Source organism: Eubacterium sp. LMAG:50 (assembly GCF_008680265.1).
Lineage (GTDB): Bacteria > Bacillota > Clostridia > Lachnospirales > Lachnospiraceae > Eubacterium_U > Eubacterium_U album.
On sequence record NZ_NALP01000008.1, the window covers coordinates 87,501 to 92,712 of the forward strand.

Below are 5,212 nucleotides of genomic sequence, written 5' to 3' on the forward strand. Positions count from 1 at the left end.
ACCGATAGCGCATAGTACTGTGAAGGAACGGTGAAAAGAACCCCGGGAGGGGAGTGAAAGAGAACCTGAAACCCTGTGTTTACAAGCTGTGGAAGAGCTATACATGCTCGACCGCGTACTTTTTGTAGAACGGTCCGGCGAGTTACGCTTACTGGCGAGGTTAAGTACTTAAGGTATGGAGCCGAAGGGAAACCAAGTCTTAACAGGGCGAAAAGTCAGTGAGAGTAGACCCGAAACCGGGTGACCTATCCATGTCCAGGATGAAGTTGCCGTAAAAGGCAATGGAGGTCCGAACACACATCCGTTGAAAAGGGTGGTGATGAGGTGTGGATAGCGGAGAAATTCCAATCGAACCCGGAGATAGCTGGTTCTCCTCGAAATAGCTTTAGGGCTAGCCTCAATTTAGTCTTGCGGAGGTAGAGCACTGAATATCCTAGGGGGCGTCAAAGCTTACCGAAGATTATCAAACTCCGAATGCCGTAAAGATGATGATTGGGAGTCAGACTGCACGAGATAAGTTGGGTAGTCAAAAGGGAAACAGCCCAGACCTCCAGCTAAGGTCCCAAAGTGAGTGTTAAGTGGAAAAGGATGTGGGATTTCGAAGACAACTAGGATGTTGGCTCAGAAGCAGCCATACATTCAAAGAGTGCGTAATAGCTCACTAGTCGAGAGGTCCTGCGCCGAAAATGTCCGGGGCTAAAACACAACACCGAAGCTGAGGAATGACATAGTCATTGGTAGAGGAGCATTCTTAGCTCGACGAAGCTGTACCGAAAGGAGCAGTGGAGGGATAAGAAGAGAGAATGCCGGAATGAGTAGCGAGAGTGAGGTGAGAATCCTCACGGCCGAATATCTAAGGTTTCCAGGGTAAAGCTGATCTGCCCTGGGTAAGTCGGGGCCTAAGGCGAGGTCGAAAGACGTAGTCGATGGATAACAGGTTGAGATTCCTGTACTACAATGTATCAGAACTGTGGGGACACAGACAGAGAGCCAGAGCCGGAAATGGAAAAGCCGGTGCAAGCGAGGTAGGAGAACAGTAGGCAAATCCGCTGTTCAATCTGAAGACGTGATGCGGAGCGAAATAAAAGTAGCGAAGCTGGTGAGCTGGCTGTCGAGAAAAGCCGCTATAGTGTACATTGTACCCGTACCGTAAACCGACACAGGTAGATGAGGAGAGAATCCTAAGGCCGACGGAAGAAGCATTGTTAAGGAACTCGGCAAAATGACCCCGTAACTTCGGGATAAGGGGTGCCTGAGAAATCAGGCCGCAGAGAATTGGCCCAAGCAACTGTTTAGCAAAAACACAGGTCTATGCGAAACCGAAAGGTGATGTATATGGGCTGACGCCTGCCCGGTGCTGGAAGGTTAAGAGGAGAGGTTAGCATAAGCGAAGCTTTGAATTTAAGCCCCAGTAAACGGCGGCCGTAACTATAACGGTCCTAAGGTAGCGAAATTCCTTGTCGGGTAAGTTCCGACCCGCACGAAAGGCGTAATGATTTGGGCACTGTCTCGACAATGCATCCGGTGAAATTGAAGTACCAGTGAAGATGCTGGTTACCTGCGCCAGGACGGAAAGACCCCATGGAGCTTTACTCTAGCTTGATACTGGGATTCGATATTGCATGTACAGGATAGGTGGGAGACTAGGAGACGTGAACGCCAGTTTGCGAGGAGTCGCCCTTGGGATACCACCCTTGCAGTATTGGGTTTCTAACATGCAGCCGTGAACCGGCTGGTGGACAATGTCAGGTGGGGAGTTTGACTGGGGCGGTCGCCTCCGAAAGGGTATCGGAGGCGCTCAAAGGTTCCCTCAGAATGGTCGGAAACCATTCGCAGAGTGCAAAGGCATAAGGGAGCTTGACTGCGACACCGACGGGTGGAGCAGGTACGAAAGTAGGACTTAGTGATCCGGTGGTATAAAGTGGGATTGCCATCGCTCAACGGATAAAAGCTACCCTGGGGATAACAGGCTTATCACTCCCAAGAGTTCACATCGACGGAGTGGTTTGGCACCTCGATGTCGGCTCATCGCATCCTGGGGCTGTAGTAGGTCCCAAGGGTTGGGCTGTTCGCCCATTAAAGCGGTACGCGAGCTGGGTTCAGAACGTCGTGAGACAGTTCGGTCCCTATCCGGCGTGGGCGTAGGATATTTGAGAGGAGCTGTCCTTAGTACGAGAGGACCGGGATGGACGAACCTCTGGTGTATCTGTTGCATTACCAAATGCATGGCAGAGTAGCCAAGTTTGGAAGGGATAAACGCTGAAGGCATCTAAGCGTGAAGCCCCCCTCAAGATGAGATATCCCATACGAAAGTAGTAAGACCCCTTGAAGACTACAAGGTTGATAGGTCAGAGGTGGAAGCGTGGTAACACGTGCAGCTGACTGATACTAATAGGTCGAGGGCTTAACCATAAGGAAGGAATTTGAGGAAAAGTTATCCAAGGAAGGAAAGAGATTGGAAGATTAGTTGGTGTGCAGTTTTGAATGTATAATCAAAACAGAAAAAGAAAAAAAGAAATAATCCTCGATAGCTCAATGGTAGAGCACTCGGCTGTTAACCGAGGGGTTGTAGGTTCGAGCCCTACTCGGGGAGTTTTTATTGTATAAGGAAGTAAACAGAGAAGAAATGAGGCTCCATGGTCAAGCGGTTAAGACACCGCCCTTTCACGGCGGTAACAGGGGTTCAAATCCCCTTGGAGTCATTAAAGATAGAAGAAACAGAAAAAGGAAACAAGAAAGCAAAGACATGCCGATGTGGCTCAATTGGCAGAGCAGCTGATTTGTAATCAGCAGGTTAACGGTTCGAGTCCGTTCATCGGCTTTTTTGGACCTGTAGCTCAGTTGGTTAGAGCAACCGGCTCATAACCGGTCGGTCCTGGGTTCGAGTCCCCGCAGGTCCATTGAACTCAAAAGAAAAGAAGAAAACAGCAAGGGATCTTAGCTCAGCTGGGAGAGCACCTGCCTTACAAGCAGGGGGTCACAGGTTCGAGCCCTGTAGGTCCCATCAAGGCGAAAAGCCTGAGGAAGCCGGCGTGGCGGAACTGGCAGACGCGCAGGACTTAAAATCCTGTGGTAGCAATATCGTACCGGTTCGATTCCGGTCGCCGGCATAGACAAGCAACTTAGGTTGCTTGTTTTTTTATGCATTAGTTTATATTTTAAGGTATTGTCTTAAAATATTGCTTAATGTTGAATAGTTTATAATTAGTATTAGTATAAGATACATCTGAAAAATTAAAGAAGGTATGAGGGAAAAATAATGAAAAAATTATTATATGCAGTTACAAGCATATGTTTGATGACGGGAATTATATTTTGTAATAATGTGAATACAGAGGCAAAAGTAATCAATAACAAAATTGTTTATGCTAAAAATAATGAAAATGGAATAGCAATAAAATGGGATGTAGTTAGAAATGCGACAAAGTATGTAGTTTATAGAACTAATCAGGATGGAAAGTTTGAAGAATATGATACAGTAAATTATGGAAATAAATATTTAGATGAAAATGTTGAAACAGGTGAAGAATATAGATACGTTATATATTCATATAGGTATTCAAAAAAAATTGCAGAAAGTGATGAATCGGAGAAAATAGTTGGAGATCCAAAGACAGTAACAAACGTTACTGCAAAAACAGGAAAGGGTGATGAAATTTGTATCACTTGGGATATTAATCCATATGCGTCAGGATATTATGTATATAAAAGTTCAGATAATAAAAATTGGGATAAAATAGGAACAGTATATGAAAATGAAGGAAAATATATTGATAAAAATACAGAATATAACATATTAAATAATAGTACTAAATTAAATGCAAAGTTAGTATATAAATACAAAGTAAAGGCATTTGAAAATATAGATGGAATAACATATACAAGTAAAATATCTAATAGTTATGGAATGGCTATTCAGGAAAAAGGAATTGATGTATCACATCACAATGGAAAAATTGATTGGAAAAAAATAAAAAAATCAGGCGTTGATTTTGCAATGATTCGTATAGGGTATGGAGATTCTAAAAAGGGTGGAATAAAGGATAAAAAATTTAAATATAATATGAAAAATGCAAAAGCTAATGGAGTAGAGATTGGCGTATATTTTTATAGTTATGCTGATAACATACGTGAAGCAAAGAAGGAAGCAAAATATGTAATTAAGAAAATGAAAAAATATAATATTGATTATCCAATAGCATATGATTTTGAAAATGATTACAGAAGAAAGCGAAAATTAAAAAAGAAAAACACAAAAATTATTGATGCATTTTGCAAGACAGTAGAAGATGCAGGATATAATACAGTAATATATTCCGATGCAAACTATTTTAGAGATTTCTTATATACAAATAAATTGGCAAAATATGGGCTTTGGGTTGCAAGATGGACATATGATAAGAATGATTTTAGAGATTATGATTTAGAAAATGTATTTATTTGGCAATATTCAGATAAAGGAAGAATGAAAGGATGTAATTATCCTTTAGATCTAAATGTTAGCTTTATATGTAAAAATAATAAAATTACAGATAATAATAAATTTACATATAAATAATTAATTATGTACAAATATAAAATAATATTACATTTTACTAATTTTAATGTAGAATATGCAATGTCGCGTAAAACGATATTGTATGTACGTGTAGCTCAGCTGGATAGAGCGTCTGGCTACGGACCAGAAGGTCGTGGGTTCGAATCCTGTCACGTACATTAAAATCCTCTAGATTTATCTAGAGGATTTTTTGTTTAAAAAATATAATATATTTTGAAATATATTATGATTGTAATAAACATATATATAAGATTAAAGCATTTTTGCTAAAGTAAAAACACCGTATTTATGCGGCTTGTGGCGTTTTGCAAACGCCTATTATATATAATCTTAGAAAGGAGAGTTTCAAATACAAAAGAGTTTGTATTTGAAATAGAAATGAAAAAATTAATTAAATTATTTACATATGTAGCAATGATATTAATATTATCAGTTGGATGTGAAGATATAGATTATTATAATGATGAAAGTCAAGGTTATTGATAGAACGACTTCCAATAATTGTGATGAAAATGAAATTGAAACTAGTACAGAGAGTTTGTAAATGCTTCTTAATGAGGAAGAATGCAATATATGGGTGCTGGATGTAGGTCAGGGAAGTAGCACTTTAGTTGAAGCAGATGGTGAATATATGCTTATGATGGAGGAGATCAG

Annotated in this window: 1 protein-coding gene, 7 tRNA genes and 1 rRNA gene (1 of these 9 running past the window's edge); all 9 read left to right on the top strand. The window is 40.7% G+C overall.

Annotated elements, in window-relative coordinates:
• Positions 1-2,412: ribosomal RNA gene (locus CCC31_RS12185) — 23S ribosomal RNA — on the top strand; it begins 476 nt to the left of the window's first position.
• A 109-nt stretch (positions 2,413-2,521) separates the two neighbouring features.
• Positions 2,522-2,593, top strand: a tRNA-Asn gene (locus CCC31_RS12190).
• A 37-nt stretch (positions 2,594-2,630) separates the two neighbouring features.
• Positions 2,631-2,702 (top strand) — tRNA-Glu (locus tag CCC31_RS12195).
• Between the two features lie 46 nt (positions 2,703-2,748).
• Positions 2,749-2,821 (top strand) — tRNA-Thr (locus CCC31_RS12200).
• Between the two features lie 5 nt (positions 2,822-2,826).
• A tRNA-Ile gene (locus CCC31_RS12205) sits at positions 2,827-2,900 on the top strand.
• Between the two features lie 31 nt (positions 2,901-2,931).
• Positions 2,932-3,004: transfer RNA gene (locus CCC31_RS12210), tRNA-Val, on the top strand.
• Between the two features lie 22 nt (positions 3,005-3,026).
• A tRNA-Leu gene (locus tag CCC31_RS12215) sits at positions 3,027-3,110 on the top strand.
• 149 nt (positions 3,111-3,259) lie between these two features.
• Positions 3,260-4,558 (top strand): GH25 family lysozyme, encoded by a 1,299-nt coding sequence (locus CCC31_RS12220; protein ID WP_290850063.1) that lies wholly within the window; start codon positions 3,260-3,262, stop codon positions 4,556-4,558.
• An 84-nt stretch (positions 4,559-4,642) separates the two neighbouring features.
• A tRNA-Arg gene (locus CCC31_RS12225) sits at positions 4,643-4,716 on the top strand.
• The last annotated feature ends 496 nt before the right edge of the window (positions 4,717-5,212 follow it).

Coding starts and splice junctions, on each gene's coding strand:
- CCC31_RS12220 (WP_290850063.1), top strand. CDS start 3,260: ATGAAAAAATTATTATATGCAGTTACAAGCATATGTTTGATGACGGGA.